Below are 13,121 nucleotides of genomic sequence, written 5' to 3'. Positions count from 1 at the left end.
CTCGAAGCTCCCGTGTTCGTCTGTCCGTCAGCTTTCGCTCTGGTTCCCGGACCTGGCGTCGTCGGTCACGTCGCGCGTGAGAGTGACCCCGCCCTCGGCCGGGACGTAGATCGTGTTGTTGTTCTCGCGGAGCGCCTCGATATACCGGAGATCGAGCACTTCGGGGTTCTCCCGGAGCGCCTCGCCCTTGATCCGAATCTGTTCGGACTCGGCCTCGGCCTCGATGACCTGACGCTCTTTGTTCTTCTCGGCGACCTCGATCTCGTACTCTGCTTCCTCGATCTTCTGCTGTTTGACCTTCTTCTGTTCGATGGATTTGGCGTACTCGTCGGGGAGTCGGACGTTCCGGATCTGGACGCTCTCGATGACGATACCGCCGCCACCGGTCTCGTTCTTGAGCGCCCGTTCGACCGCGATTTTGAGCCGCGTCTGCCCTTCGCCGGTGTAGATGTCGGTCACGTCGATGTTCCCGCCTTCGGTGCGCAGGACCGACCGGACCGTCGGGCGGATGAGCCGCGTTTCGGCGGTCGGGAGGTCCCGATACTCCTCGTGGAACCGCGGCGCGTCGCGGGGCGTGACCCGGTAGCGGACGGTCACGTCAATATCGACGTGCAGGCCGTCCTGCGTGAGGACGCGCACCGAGTCGTCCTGAGCCGCGTTAGCTCCTTCGCCGCTCTGGTGGCTCATCGTATAGGTCTGAGGTCGGGTGGGGACGCTGACGACGCCCTCGACGAGGGGCGTGATGAAGTGCCAGCCGGGTTCGAGGATGTCGCCCGTCACCGCGCCCTGATTCTTGACGACCTTCACTTCGCCTTCGTCTACGCCTTCGAACGCCATCACGCCGCCGATAAGCGAGACGATAAGCACTAGTACGAGACCGATTACCGTGGCGGACTGAGCGAGTCCGCCGGTGTCGATTGGAGGGTCACTGCTCATCTTCGTGTCGGCGTGGGAATCAAACGCATATAATTCTGGCTACTTACCGATATTATCAGGTCTACGTTCGGAGGACGGCGGACGGTCCGACTCGACTCCCGCGGCGGGTCCTGAATACCGGAACGGGGTCGGCCTCCGCGAAAACGACGTCGGGCGACCCAGCCCGACGTCCCCAGACGGCCCACCGAATCGAAACACAGGGGTTAAAACCCGCAAAGCGCGTACGTCGTCGTGCGTGCGAGGGTAGCCAAGCCTGGAAACGGCGGCGGACTCAAGATCCGCTCCCGTAGGGGTCCAAGGGTTCAAATCCCTTCCCTCGCATGTCCGCGCGAAGACAGTGAGCGCGTGACTGCACGACGGAAGGGATTTGAACGCTGTCGGACGTAGTCCGGCTGAAGTTCAAATCCCTTCCCTCGCACTCACACGAGTGCAGAAGACGCCCTCAGGGGGCGCTCTTCCCTCGCAAAACTCGGCCCACGCGGGCCCTCGCAACTTCCTTTCGGCGCCGCTGGGCGAGCGACGGCGTTCTCACTCGAACAGAGTGGCCGGCTCGGCGTCCCGGGCGTCGAACGCCTCGGCGATCGCCGGAATCCGGTCCCGAAGCTCGCCGGGGGCGTGCGAATCGGAGCCGGCGACGAACGCCACGCCGCGCTCCCGGAGCGTCTCCCGGAACCCCGGTTCGGGGTGGAACGCGCCGTAGTCGTCGAGCACTCGCCCGGCGTTCAGCTCCGGGACGGTCCGGGAGCGCTCGAACGCGTCGGCGACCATCGTGCGGTGGTCGTCGGTCGTGTACCCGCGGAGCTCCGGCGTCCGCTCGATCAGATCGACGTGGGCGGCGATCTCGAACAGCTCCGAGTCGATCAGGTCGACGAGTCGGTGGTAGTAGTCGTCGACCACCGCGCGGCGCTCGGCCCGCGACTTGTCCTCGAACGGCCGACTGCGCTGGACGTTTGCGTCGCCGACCCGGTGGACGCTACCGATCGCGTAGTCGAAGCCCGCTTCGTCGAGGAAGGTCGCAATATCGTCCTCGTCGCGGGGCGCGTAGTCGAGTTCGACGGCGTCGTAGACGTCGAGGTCGGCTCGCTCGCGGAGCAGTTCGATGCCCTCGCGCCGGAGCGGGTAGGTCCGATCGAGGTTGAAGCCGTACTCGCGTTTCGCGCGGATCAGCCGGTCGCGCTCGGCGACGTTGCAGTGGTCGGCGAACCCGACCGCCGAGAGGCCGGCGTCGGCCGCGGCCGCGACCATCAGGGGCATGCCCGAGCCGTCGGAGTAGTTCGAGTGGACGTGGTAGTCGTGGATGACCGACACGCTCGCCCCTTCGAACGGGAGGAACGTAGCTATTCGGGACGAGCCGGGACCGAGAACTCAGGCGTCGGCCGCCGAGACCGAGACGTCACCCGCGGCGTCGACGATGACTTCGTAGTCGTTGTAGGAGAAGACGACACGACCGCCGGACGGCGCCGGTCGGGGAGCGAACAGTCGATCGAGCGCGTCGGGGTCGACGACCTCGTAGAGCGGCGGCGAGAGCTCCGTCGGCGCGACCCCCTCGGCCTCTGCGACCGCCTCGACGACGCACTGGCTGACGCTGTCGTCGCTGTCGAGTGGTGCGCGTGCTGCTTGCATTGTCCGAGGGGTACAGAACGGGCGTCCTAAAACGTATCGGAGAGTGAAACCGAGCCAACCACTCTCGCCGCGAGTCCCGGCGTCGGCCGTCGTACCTCGCTTCGCAGGCGTCGACAGTCGGGGGTCACTGCGTCTGAGTTCGTTCGAGTCGAAAACGGAACCCCCGCGTCAGTGTCCGGACGTGGCGTGCAGGCCGACGATGCCGACGACGATGACGCCGACGAAGCCGAGCCGGACCGGGTCGGCCGACTCCTCGAACAGCACGATCCCCAGAATCGCGGTCCCCACCGCGCCGATGCCGGTCCAGACCGCGTACGCCGTCCCGACCGGGAGCGTCTCGACCGCGCGGGCGAGCAGTCCCATACTGATCGCGAGCGCGAGCAGAGTCGCGACCGACGCCCGGAGGTTCGTGAACCCCTCCGAGTAGGTCAGCCCGACCGCCCACGCCACTTCGAACAGTCCCGCCACGACCAGCGTGGTCCACGACATACCGCCGTCTCGGGCCGGCCCGGGCGTATAGTTTGCTCTTCGAGACGGCCCGGCCCCTCGCCCGACGCCGGCTCCCCGCCTCGGAGCCCCGAACGGGTCGCTCGGAGTCCGACGACGGTATCCGGCTCCGACGCGTACGCCGACTATGGACGACCACACCCGCGATCGGACGGTCGGCCCGCCCGCCGGCGAACCGTCGGGGTGGCGCCCCGACGAGCGCCGGTGGGAGCACGGCACGCTCCGCCGGGCGACGATACACGGCGTTCGGCTGTTCAACGCCGGCGCGTTCCACGAGGCCCACGACTGCTTCGAGGACGAGTGGTACAACTACGGGACGGGCGCGCCCGAATCGCAGTTCTGCCACGGGATGGTCCAGATCGCGGCGGGGGCGTACAAGCACTTCGACTTCGAGGACGACGCCGGCATGCGGTCGCTGTTCGAGACCGCCCTGCAGTACCTCCACGGCGTGCCCTCGGACTTCTACGGCGTGGACGTGACCGACGTGCGAGCGACGGCGACGAACGCGCTCGACGATCCCGCCGCGCTGGAGGGGTGGGCGATTCGCCTCGACGGCGATCGCCCCGAAGCCGGCCCCACGGACTTCGAGTACGCCGAGGCGCTCGACTGATCGCGCCGGGCGAGGCGGCCGCGCGGTCGGGCCAGACCGCGCGAGCGGTTCCGCGACCGGACCGCTTTAGCCGGTCCCAGACCTTCGCCGGAGTAGATGGGTCTGTATCGCGTCGTGTCGCTGGTCTTCGTCTGGCAGTTGGCGGCCAGCGTCTGTTACTACGCCGTGTTCGCGGCGACGCCGTTCTTCCGCGATCGGTTCGGGCTCTCGGGGACCGAAGTCGGTCTGGTGGTCACGTCGCTGACCCTCGGCTACGCGGCGTTTCTGCTCCCGTTGGGGGCCATCACCGACCGGTACGGCGAGCGCCGGACGCTCACCGCCGGCCTGCTCGGGCTCTCGACGGGCGCGATCCTCGTCACCGGATCGTGGTCGTACCCGACCCTGCTGGTCAGCACCTTCCTGCTCGGGTCGCTGTACGGCACCGCGATGCCCGGGACGAACAAGGCGATCTTCGACACCACGCCGCCCGGCCGCCAGAACCTCGCGGTCGGGATCAAGCAGGTCGGCGTCACCGCCGGGAGCGGCGCGAGCGCGCTACTGGTCACCGGCATCGCGGGCGTCCTGTACTGGGAGGCGGGCTTCTACGTCGCGGCGGCCGGCGGGCTGGCGGTCGCGGCGGCCTTCTGGGCGGTCTACCGGGGCTCCGGGGGCGCCGGCGAGGCGAGCTACCCCGACTTCCGGCGGCTCGCGTCGAATCGGCCCTACCGGGCGCTCGCCGGCGCCGGCGTCTGTCTGGGCGCCGGGCTGTTCACCACCACCGGGTACACGATCATCTACGTCGAGGAGTCGGTCGGCGCGTCGGTCGCCTTCGGCGGGCTCGTGCTCGCGGCGGTGCAGGTCTCGGGGAGCGTCGGCCGGGTCGTCACCGGCTGGCTGAGCGACGCGTTGCCGGGCGACCCCCGCAGGCGTATCGGCGCGGTCCTGCTCGTCCAGTCGCTTCTGAGCGCGGCCTCGTTCGTCGGCGTCGCGGTCGTCGACCGGCGACTCCTCGCGGCCGGCGCGTTCGTCGTCCTCGGCTGTTTCATCCTCGGATGTACCGGCGTCTACTACTCCTGTCTGGCGACGCTGGTCTCGGCCGACGAGATGGGCGGCGCGACCGCGGGCGGCCAGCTCGCGCTCACGAGCGGCGCGCTGTTCGCGCCGCCGGCGTTCGGCTACCTCGCCGACGCGGTGGGCTATCGGACGAGCTGGCTCATGCTCGCGGCGCTGGCGCTGGTCGCGGCGGGGTTCGTCGCCCGCGTCATCGCGACCGAGCCCCCGAGCGACGTCACCCCGGCCGCGGAGTGAGCCGGCTCACTCCAGGTCCTCGGGCTGGGTGCCGACGCCCTCGGGCCAGCCGGTGGGCCGGGCGGGCGAGGGCTCGACGTGGTCGCGTTTGAGCACCATCGGGGTCCGCTCCAGCGAGAGCACCAGCTCGTCGTCCTGATTGTACGCCCGGAGCTCGGTGGTGACGATGCCGACGTGGTCCCGCGAGTCGCTCTCGCGCTTGTCGAGCACCTCGCTCTCGGCGAAGATGGTGTCGCCGTGGTAGACAGGGGCGTGGTGGCGAACCTCGTCGTAGCCGAGGTTCGCGGTCGCGTTCGCCGACACGTCGACGACGCTCATCCCGACCGCCAGTGCGATGACGAACGTGCCGTCGACCAGGCGCTCGCCGAACTCGGTGTCGGCGGCGTACGCCTCGTTGAAGTGCATCGGGTTGACGTTCATCGTCAGGTTGGTGAACCAGACGTTGTCGGTCTCGGTCACCGTCCGCCCGTACGGGTGTTTGTACACGTCGCCGACCGCGAAGTCCTCGTAGTAGCGGCCCTGCCAGCCGGCGACGAGCCGCCTGTCGTCGGTCGGGGCGCCGTCGCCCTCGGAGGTGTCGTCTTCGGCCATGCGTGCGAGCCGACGCGACAGCGACACTTAGTACCACGCGGCCGCCAACGGTCTCCTCGCGGAAGTGTGAGCCACGTCGGTGTCGGTCGATCGCGCGAGCTCCGACGGCGTCGATCCCGCCGATCGAGCCGGTCGGGCGAAATCGACACCTTATACATCTCGGCCGAACACGGTTCGAACGTAGGGGACCGCCCCGTCCAAACGGAGGGATCTACGTGACGACGATCGAACGCAGATACGACATGCTCGCCGACGCCGGCCCGCGGGGCGCCGAGCCCGACGCCCCGACCGACGCGGTCTTCGACGCGGTCGCGGACGCCCGCTGTCGAAGCCTCCTCGACCACCTCGCCGAGCGCGCGGACGGCGAGAGAATCGAGACCGCCGTCGCGGACCTCGCCGACGAGGTCGACGTCGACTGCCTCCACCACGCGGTCCTGCCGAAACTCGACGACGCCGGCTTCCTCGACTACGACGCCGAGAGCCGGACGGTCAGCTACCGGTCCGAGCCCCGCCTCGAAGCCGTCCTCGCGGCGACCGACGATCTCGACGAACTCGCCGAGGTCGGCCTCGACGCGCTGTTGGACGCTCTCGGTGACTTCCGTCGGCGGTGTGTCCTCGCGGCGCTACTCTCACACGCCGACCTCCCGCTTGCGGACCTCGCCGACGAGGTGACCGTCGAGGAGCGGGGCCGGCCGCTCTCGTCGGTCGACGCCCAGACCGTGTTGGAGGTGTACCTCTCGCTGTACCACACCCACGTCCCGAAGCTCTCGGACGCGGGGCTGGTCGCGTACGACCAACAGCGAGACCTCGTGGCGCTGACCGACGCGGGCCGCGAACTCGAACCCGCGGTCCGGTCGCTGTGTTCCTCGATCGAGTAGCGGTTCCGAAACGCTCAAACGCCGAACCGCCCTTTGTTCCGGGAGATGCGAATCGAGCAGCTAGGCGAGGGCACGCCGGAGGTGGCGGTCGTCGCCGCGATCCACGGCGACGAGCCCTGCGGCGTCCACGCCGTCGAGCGCCTGTTGGCCGACGACCCCGAGACCGAGCGCCCCGTGAAGTTCATCGTGGCGAACGAACTCGCACTCGAACGAGAGGTCCGGTACGTCGACGAGGACCTCAACCGCGCGTTCCCCGGCGACCCGGACGCAGACACCCACGAAGGCCGGCTCGCGACCGACCTCGCCCGCGAGGTCCGCGACTGCACTACGCTCGCGCTCCACTCCACCCAGTCGTACGGCGAGCCGTTCGCGGTGACCGACGAGGTCGGGGCGGTCGCCCGAACGGTCTGTCCCCACCTGCCGATCTCGGAGCTCGTCGACACCCAGAACGATACCGACGGCCGGCTCATCGAGTACCCACACACCGTCGAGGTCGAGTGCGGCTATCAGGGCTCGACCGAGGCCGCCGAGAACGCGGTCGAGCTGACCCGCGGGTTCCTGCGGGCGACCGGCGTCCTCCCGGCGGGCGAGTCGCTCCCGGACGAGGGGGCCGACCCCGTCGAGGTGTTCCGACTCGACAGCCGGATTTCCAAGTCACCGGCCACGGAGTACGAGGTGTTCGCCGAGAACTTCGAGCGCGTCGAGGGCGGCGAGGCGTTCGCGGCCGCCGACGACCGCCGGCTCGTCGCCGACGAGCCGTTCTACCCCATCCTGCTGTCGGCGTACGGCTACGAGGACATCTTCGGCTACCGGAGCGACCGGATCGGCGTTCTGGAGGGGTAGTCGCCGGCGGCGTTTCGATCCGGAGCGCCACGGCTGTGCAGGCGTCGAAACCGCGGGAAGAAAGGGGTCGTTACTCCTCGGGTTCCTGCTCGTCGTCGTCGCCGCCGCCGAGCAGTTCGAGCTCCGCGAGGTACTCCTCGGCCTCGTCGTTCGAGAGCTCGATGAACGACTCGCTCTCGACGTCTACGGTGGCGACGCCGACGCCCTCGGGGCTGAGTTCGCCGTCGTTGACCGAGCCAAGCGCGCGGAGCGCGAGCTCGATGCCGCCGTCGAGGTCCATCGACTCGGTGTAGTTCTCTTCGAGGTAGTCCTGAAGCTCGCCGCGGTCGGCGCCGACCGCCAGCGCCTTCCACTCGTAGGGAGTCCCCGACGGGTCGGTCTCGTAGAGGCGGGGCTCGCCGTCCTCGATGCCGCCGATGATGAGCGCGACGCCGAACGGGCGCGCGCCGCCGACCTGCGTGTACTGCTGGATGTGGTCGGTGACCTCCTTCGTCAGCGTCTCGACCCCGATGGGCTCGCCGTAGCGCAGGCGGTTGACCTGGGCCTGCTGGCGGGCGAAGTCGATGAGCTGGCGGGCGTCGGCGACGTGGCCCGCCGAGGCGATGCCGATGTGGTTGTCGGCCTTGTGAATCTTCTCGACGCTGGTCCGCTCCATGAGTTCCGAGCGGATGCGCTTGTCCACGGCCAGCACGACGCCGTCGTCAGTTCGGACGCCGATGCTCGCCGTGCCGCGTTTGACGGCCTCGCGGGCATATTCGACCTGATAGAGCCGTCCGTCCGGGGAAAAGATGGTGATCCCACGGTCGTAGGCCTGCTGTTGGGCTTGTCCCTGCATAGTATCACTCGAAATCGAGTTCCGTCGCGCCCGCGAACGCGCCGTCGGTCCGCACGTCGAGGCGGTCGCCTCGGACGACTGCGGAGCGTCGAGCGTCCTCGAACACGACTTTTCTCTCGTCACGAAATTGGCCGTCTCGCCGTAAATACTTTTCTTCACAGGCACGTACCGTACCGCTTATACCGACGACGCGCACCCCGACCGGGTCGCCGTTAACCCCGTCGATGCAGGCAAGCACCGCCCGTGCCGGCTCCGAGTGGCCCCGTCGGGCTCTGACGATGGCCTCCCCGGTCCCGTCGGCGAAGTCAAATCGGAGGACTTTCAGGTCGGCGTCGGCGCTGGCGGCGTCGCCCACAAGGTTCTGGGCGGCGAACCAGACCGACCGCTGGAAGTCGCGGCGGTCGAAGTCGGCGTCGGGCCAGGCGTCGAGCCGGACCGCGAGGTAGCGCCACCGCGGCCGGAGGTGCTTCGGGAGGTGTTTCACGGGTACTCGTCGACGCTTGGGTCGGCGTCGGCTTGAAAGGTCGGTTGTTCGATCGACGGTCCGGGCGGGCTCGCGGCCGCGTCGCACGACCGTCTGACGAACGTATATGTGCCTCCCGGGTGCACTCTCGGGAAGATGACACTGGACCACCTCGACATGGAGGAGGTCGCGATCGAACTCGAGGAGACCGAAATCGAGGCGCTCGACGACCTCGCGTTCGCCGACTACCGCGACAGCCGCGAGGCGGCGGTCCGGGACCTGCTCGACGAGTGGCTGAAGGACCGCGAGGAGTGAATCCGACGCCGAGCGCCCGTTCGAAGGCCGGTTCGGCACGCCGGCGCTCGCGCGTCGTATCTGGGTTCAGAGAGGAACACAATTAAGTCGTTTTCCTGTCACCACTCGCTCGTACACCGATGAGTGACGGATTCGGACTGGCGACGGAGACGGCCGCACCGACAGCGAACCGACGCAGAGACCCCAACGCGGGTGCGCCTCGATGATCGGCGCGCGACGGCTCGCGACGCTGGTCGCGGTGGTCGGACTGGTCGCGATCGCGGGCGCAGGCGCGTCGGGCGCCGGAACCGCCCAAGACGCGAACGCGACGATCCAGACCGACTACTTCGCCATCAGCTACGAGGACGGGAACCGCGACGACGCCGAGGCGGTCGCCGAGTACGCCGACGCCTACTACGAGGTGCTGTTCCAGCGGTTCGGCGTCGAACCGGTCGACGAGAAGGTGCCGGTCCGGGTCGTCGACGACGTGGACTGCGAGTTGGGAGACGCCGAGGGCTGTTACAAGAGCGGGATCAAGGCGACTATCTACGTCACCGACGACGACCGGTCGGTGTTCTACCACGAGTTGGCCCACCGGTTCCAGGCCAAATCGATGGAGGGAGCCACCTGGATAAACCCGCCGGGAGCCCTCGACAAACACGAGGTGTTCGTCGAGGGCACCGCCCGCTACCTCGGCGCGTCGCCCGAGGAGATAGCCGAGCGCGCGTCGTTCCGCGCCGAAGACGTTCCGATGACGACCAAGAAGGCGACGTTCGACGAGTACGACGACCTCGCGCTGTTCGCGGAGTTCGTGCTCCACGAGTACGGTCGAGAGGGGTTCGACGTGCTGTACACCGCCTCCGACCCCCGCGAGGTCGCTAGCCTGTCCGACGGCGACTACCCCGAACTCATCGAGGAGTTCTACGATCAGCTCCCCGAACAGCAGTCCCGAATGGAGGACGGCGGAGCCCCGCTGGTCGGGTTCACCTACGACCCGTTCCTGCCAGAGCCCGGCCAAGAGGTCACGTTCGACGCGCGGACGCCCGCCGCGATAGAGGAGTTGGGCCGGTCGTGGTACGACGGCGAGGCCGACTCGTACGAGTGGGACTTCGACGGCGACGGTCAGATCGAGGCGACCGGGCCGACCGTCACCCGGACCGTCGACGATCCCGCGAACGCGACGGTCACGCTGTACGTCACGGTCGACGGCGAGCGACGCCGGGCCGAACAGGATCTACTCGACGCCAGCATGGGTCTCGATCGGACCGCGCGCGAATCCGTCTTCGACGTGTCCGACGTGGAGCGCGGGGCGGGACTCACCTACCCCGCCGACCGCGACGCCGACCATCGCGCGTTTGCTGGCGCGACGGTGTCGCTGAACCTGACCGTTCACAACCGCGGGATCGCGGGGACCGAGACCGTCGACGTGCGCTTCGCGGACCGGCAAGTCAGCTCACAGCGCCTCGCCCTCGACGCCGGCGAGACCCGCCAGATCTCTCTCGACCACGCGATCCCGGCCGATCTGGAACCCGGCGCCTACGACTACGAGATCGCGTTCGGCAATCGGACCCAGACCCAAACCGTGTACGTCCGAGAGCCGGAGGTCTCGCTGGAGGTGGATTCGGTCTCGGTGCCGAACGGGACCGAGGGCTGGATCGAGAACGAGCTGGTCAAGCCGGGCAAGCGAGTGTCGGTCCGCGCGGAGATCAGCGCCGGCGGGGAGAACCTGAACCTCACCCGGACGGTCGCGCTTCGGGTCGACGATCGGACGGTCGCCAGTCGAACCGTGACCGTCGGGTCGGGAACGAGCGGCGTCCGGTTCAACTTCACCGCGCCGTCCGAACTCGGAACCTACCGGGTCCGGTCGACGACGCCGTCGAACGACAGCGCCGTCACGATCACCGGGTACGCACCGCGGCTCAAAGTGAAAGAGGAGATCGGAGTCGCGGAGATCGAGATCGAGTCCAAGGCCGGGGCGTGTTCGGCGACCGTCACGTCCGTCTCGATCTCCCGCGTCTACTCGGCGGAGTCCGGGTCGGTAGAGTACGAGAACGTGTCGGCGATCAACCCCGGCGACGACGTGACATGGATCATCAATCTGATGCCCGCCGAGGAGTGTGGCGGCGTGTTCCACCTTCCGTTGAATGTCTCGGGCGAGACGAAGTCCGTCCCCGGGAGCGTCCGGGGTCCGATGGAGGTCTACGTCGACCCGACGTTCTCCTTGGAGGAACCGGGCGAACACGAGGTTCGATCCGGAGACACCGTGCTCGACACCGTGAACGTCACCGCCGAGTCGGCGTCGACCGAGACGACTCGATCCGACGAGAGCGACTCCGACGACGGGGTCGAGTCCGACGAGACGGACGCCGAACGCGACGGGGCGACCCCCGACCAGTCGACCGGCACGCCCGGGTTCGGCGTCGTCGCCGCGGTGGTCGCGCTCGTCGCCGCCGCCGCGCTGGGGAGTCGCCGCGAGCGGTAGCTCACTCGTCGGCGCGCTCGGCCACCAGCACGCCGACCTGATCGTGGACGCGCTCGACCGCGGTCAGCGAGAACCCCGCGTCGGTGAGCGCGTCCGCGAGGTGGCCCACCGTCGAGGGGTCGTCGACCTCGGGGCTGTAGAAGGGCTCGTCGGGGTCGGGCTCGCCGAAGAACATCACGTCGCCGAGCACGAACCTCCGGGGCCCGAGGTCGGCGACGGCCTCGATCGCCTCGCGTTTCTCCTCGTCGCCGAGGTGGTGCATCGCGAAGTTCGAGACCACCACGTCGGCGGCCTCGACGTTTGGCTCCCGGAACCGGCCCTCGGCGAAGTCGACGTTCTCGATTCCGCGCTCGTCGGCCTTCTCGCGGGCGCGCTCCATCATCCCGTCGCTGATGTCCCGAGCGACGACCTCGCCGGCGTCCCCGGCCAGCGCCAGCGCGATGGCGCCGGTGCCGGTGCCCAGATCCGCCACGACGTCGTCCGGTCGCGGGTCGGCGTGCTCGACGACCAGCGAGACGCAGGCGCGGTACTCCTCGGTGTCGTTCTGGCTGTCGTCGTACTCGCCGGCGATCTCGTCGAACCGGGCCGCGTGGGTCTCAATGCTCTTTTTCATACCTGCCGCGTTTGACCCCCGGCGCTATGAAGTCGTCGGAGAGTCGCTCGCGGTTGCGCTCGGCGAGCCGACCCCACTCTTCGAGGCCCGCCCGAATCTGGTCCTCGGAGAACCCGACGGTCTTCCCGACCGCGACGAGTTCGCGGGGCGCCCGGAGCTGGAGGTGGCTCGTCGGGCCCGCGCTGACGACGAACGGCGCGTCGTAGTAGGTCACGATCTCCCGGAGCTTCCGGAGATCCTGTAGAGCCTGCACCCGGCGGCCGCCGTCGGCCCGGAGCACCCGCGAGAGGTCGAACTCCACGCGGACCCCGTGGTCGGCGGCCGCCTTCGCGAGGACATGGTTGAAGTCCCCGCGATCGGCCATCGGGTGGGCGAGCACGTCCACCCGGTCGTGTTCGACCGCGAAGCGGTTGAGCGCGGTCGTCCCGCCGTGGACCGCCAGCACGGTGTGTTTCGGCCGGTAGTTGCCGAGGTGGCCGGCCGCGACCTCGGGGTTGTCCGCCCGGATCTCGACCGCGTCGACCACGTCCACGCCGTACTCACCGGCGACCCGCTCGGGGTCGTAGTCGGCGAGCGCGTCGCTGTGGTTGCACACCACGACGCCGTCGAAGCCGTAGTCGGCGGCGGTGGCCGCGAGGCGCGAGACCGTGCTGTCCCCGTCGGGGTGGGCGTAGACGCCCTCGTAGATCATCCTCTGTCGGTTCGTACTCGGGGGCGGGGCTTGGATGTTGTCTTTCCCCGATCGGGGTCGGGGGTGTCCGACTCGCCGACCGGAACTGCCGACTCTCGGCGGCCCGGTCGCGCGGACCGCTCAGAACTGGTATCGCCGGTCGTCTTTCTGCTGTTGCTGGGGGAACTGATCGGCGCCGGTCATCTCGTCGAAGGTCATCCCCGAGAGGTACTCGTCGTAGGTCGTGTCGTAGGCGCTCCGGAGGTGGAAGTCGAGGTTCCCGGTCTCGACCGCGGTCTGGAACAGCATGTGGACCGCCCGCCGGAGGAGTTCGTCGGTGTCGTCCGGGTCGAACGCGGCGTTCAGCATCGCGAGCTCGTTTCTTGTCTCGCGGTCGAGCGCGACCCCGACCTCGTCGCCGAGGTCAGCGTACTCGCCTTCGAGTTCGTCCTGAAGGTCGTCGAGACTCATGCCCGAAGCGTCGGGCGC

At 68.7% G+C, this 13,121-nt stretch carries 16 protein-coding genes and 1 tRNA gene; 7 read left to right on the top strand and 10 right to left on the bottom strand.

Features of this window, described 5'->3' with window-relative positions:
* Positions 1 to 27: 27 nt before the first annotated feature.
* The gene (locus EPL04_RS14395; protein WP_134671890.1) at positions 28 to 936 is read right to left on the bottom strand and encodes a prohibitin family protein; all 909 of its coding nucleotides are present in this window, start codon (positions 934 to 936) and stop codon (positions 28 to 30) included.
* A 237-nt stretch (positions 937 to 1,173) separates the two neighbouring features.
* Here EPL04_RS14395 and EPL04_RS14390 point away from each other — a divergent pair.
* A tRNA-Leu gene (locus tag EPL04_RS14390) sits at positions 1,174 to 1,257 on the top strand.
* Between the two features lie 207 nt (positions 1,258 to 1,464).
* On the opposite strand, the gene EPL04_RS14385 is transcribed toward EPL04_RS14390, so the two are convergent.
* The 3 genes from EPL04_RS14385 to sugE form a co-directional block, all read right to left on the bottom strand.
* Positions 1,465 to 2,235 (bottom strand): PHP domain-containing protein, encoded by a 771-nt coding sequence (locus tag EPL04_RS14385; RefSeq protein WP_134671952.1) that lies wholly within the window; start codon positions 2,233 to 2,235, stop codon positions 1,465 to 1,467.
* Positions 2,236 to 2,301: 66 nt separating this feature from the next.
* The gene (locus EPL04_RS14380; protein WP_134671889.1) at positions 2,302 to 2,559 is read right to left on the bottom strand and encodes a HalOD1 output domain-containing protein; all 258 of its coding nucleotides are present in this window, start codon (positions 2,557 to 2,559) and stop codon (positions 2,302 to 2,304) included.
* A 168-nt stretch (positions 2,560 to 2,727) separates the two neighbouring features.
* Positions 2,728 to 3,048 (bottom strand): quaternary ammonium compound efflux SMR transporter SugE, encoded by a 321-nt coding sequence (gene sugE / locus EPL04_RS14375; RefSeq protein ID WP_134671888.1) that lies wholly within the window; start codon positions 3,046 to 3,048, stop codon positions 2,728 to 2,730.
* A gap of 145 nt (positions 3,049 to 3,193) precedes the next feature.
* On the opposite strand from sugE, the gene EPL04_RS14370 reads away from it, so the two are divergent.
* Complete coding sequence (locus EPL04_RS14370; protein WP_134671887.1) at positions 3,194 to 3,676, top strand: DUF309 domain-containing protein; 483 nt, start codon at positions 3,194 to 3,196, stop codon at positions 3,674 to 3,676.
* 96 nt (positions 3,677 to 3,772) lie between these two features.
* Positions 3,773 to 4,963: an MFS transporter gene (locus EPL04_RS14365; protein WP_134671886.1), complete on the top strand. Its 1,191-nt coding sequence runs from the start codon at positions 3,773 to 3,775 to the stop codon at positions 4,961 to 4,963.
* A 6-nt stretch (positions 4,964 to 4,969) separates the two neighbouring features.
* Here EPL04_RS14365 and EPL04_RS14360 read toward each other — a convergent pair whose 3' ends face one another.
* Complete coding sequence (locus tag EPL04_RS14360) at positions 4,970 to 5,554, bottom strand: MaoC family dehydratase (protein WP_134671885.1); 585 nt, start codon at positions 5,552 to 5,554, stop codon at positions 4,970 to 4,972.
* A 215-nt stretch (positions 5,555 to 5,769) separates the two neighbouring features.
* Here EPL04_RS14360 and EPL04_RS19075 point away from each other — a divergent pair, with 215 nt between their 5' ends.
* Together EPL04_RS19075 and EPL04_RS14350 are read left to right on the top strand one after the other, a co-directional pair.
* A complete protein-coding gene (locus EPL04_RS19075; protein WP_209019637.1) occupies positions 5,770 to 6,432 on the top strand; it encodes a DUF7344 domain-containing protein in 663 nt (220 codons plus the stop codon).
* A gap of 45 nt (positions 6,433 to 6,477) precedes the next feature.
* Complete coding sequence (locus EPL04_RS14350; RefSeq protein ID WP_134671884.1) at positions 6,478 to 7,275, top strand: succinylglutamate desuccinylase/aspartoacylase domain-containing protein; 798 nt, start codon at positions 6,478 to 6,480, stop codon at positions 7,273 to 7,275.
* 70 nt (positions 7,276 to 7,345) lie between these two features.
* Here the strand turns inward: EPL04_RS14350 and psmA are convergent, their stop codons facing one another.
* Positions 7,346 to 8,110: an archaeal proteasome endopeptidase complex subunit alpha gene (psmA, locus tag EPL04_RS14345; protein WP_134671883.1), complete on the bottom strand. Its 765-nt coding sequence runs from the start codon at positions 8,108 to 8,110 to the stop codon at positions 7,346 to 7,348.
* 4 nt (positions 8,111 to 8,114) lie between these two features.
* Positions 8,115 to 8,594 carry an Rpp14/Pop5 family protein gene (locus tag EPL04_RS14340; protein ID WP_134671882.1) on the bottom strand — a complete coding sequence of 160 codons (480 nt, stop codon included), beginning with the start codon at positions 8,592 to 8,594 and terminating at the stop codon, positions 8,115 to 8,117.
* Between the two features lie 135 nt (positions 8,595 to 8,729).
* Here EPL04_RS14340 and EPL04_RS14335 point away from each other — a divergent pair, with 135 nt between their 5' ends.
* Both EPL04_RS14335 and EPL04_RS14330 read left to right on the top strand, forming a co-directional pair.
* Positions 8,730 to 8,888 (top strand): ribbon-helix-helix protein, CopG family, encoded by a 159-nt coding sequence (locus tag EPL04_RS14335; protein WP_134671881.1) that lies wholly within the window; start codon positions 8,730 to 8,732, stop codon positions 8,886 to 8,888.
* 202 nt (positions 8,889 to 9,090) lie between these two features.
* Complete coding sequence (locus EPL04_RS14330) at positions 9,091 to 11,349, top strand: PGF-CTERM sorting domain-containing protein (protein ID WP_134671880.1); 2,259 nt, start codon at positions 9,091 to 9,093, stop codon at positions 11,347 to 11,349.
* A 1-nt stretch (position 11,350) separates the two neighbouring features.
* On the opposite strand, the gene EPL04_RS14325 is transcribed toward EPL04_RS14330, so the two are convergent.
* From EPL04_RS14325 to EPL04_RS14315, 3 genes are all read right to left on the bottom strand, one after another.
* Positions 11,351 to 11,962, bottom strand: a complete 612-nt coding sequence (locus EPL04_RS14325; protein WP_134671879.1) for a class I SAM-dependent methyltransferase — start codon at positions 11,960 to 11,962, stop codon at positions 11,351 to 11,353.
* Entirely contained in the window at positions 11,946 to 12,650 is a 705-nt protein-coding gene (locus EPL04_RS14320; protein WP_134671951.1) for an RNase P subunit p30 family protein, read from the bottom strand. The genes EPL04_RS14325 and EPL04_RS14320 overlap by 17 nt, the downstream gene beginning before the upstream one ends.
* A gap of 123 nt (positions 12,651 to 12,773) precedes the next feature.
* Entirely contained in the window at positions 12,774 to 13,103 is a 330-nt protein-coding gene (locus EPL04_RS14315; protein ID WP_134671878.1) for a hypothetical protein, read from the bottom strand.
* Positions 13,104 to 13,121: the final 18 nt, after the last annotated feature.

The sequence above is a fragment of the Halorussus marinus genome (assembly GCF_004521895.1).
Lineage (GTDB): Archaea > Halobacteriota > Halobacteria > Halobacteriales > Haladaptataceae > Halorussus > Halorussus marinus.
Note: the sequence above shows the minus strand (reverse complement) of the source record. Positions and strands in the feature narration are given on the sequence as shown.